This is a genomic window from Blautia luti (assembly GCF_013304735.1).
GTDB lineage: Bacteria > Bacillota > Clostridia > Lachnospirales > Lachnospiraceae > Blautia_A.
Genome location: NZ_JAAITI010000122.1, coordinates 1 through 301 on the forward strand (window position 1 = coordinate 1; position 301 = coordinate 301).

At 44.5% G+C, this 301-nt stretch carries 1 protein-coding gene; it reads right to left on the reverse strand.

Features of this window, described 5'->3' with window-relative positions; translation table 11 throughout:
- Positions 1 to 301, reverse strand: a 301-nt coding sequence (locus tag G5B06_RS18745) for a hypothetical protein (protein WP_173772740.1), incomplete at both ends; no start/stop codon positions are given.

Here is a 301-nt window from a genome sequence, read left to right on the forward strand (position 1 = left end):
TTTCCTGTTCCTGACTTTCCAGAATAGATTCTTCGGCAGTAACCTCTTCCTCTTCTATTTCCTCCACATCTGACATATCGACTACGGTCGGTTCTGCCACTGCCTTCGTATCCAAGAAATCAAACATGGTCATCTGGTGCCCTGACGGTTCTGTAAAGAATGGTTCTGCTTCTGGTGTCGGGAATATCGTATAGGTTCCTTCTGCATACTGATGAAGTTCCGAAAGAAGTTCTGTTTTTTGCTGATAGTTTGTCCCATACGCTTCAAAATCCAATGGAAGAGCTGCCAATGCTGCATCCAT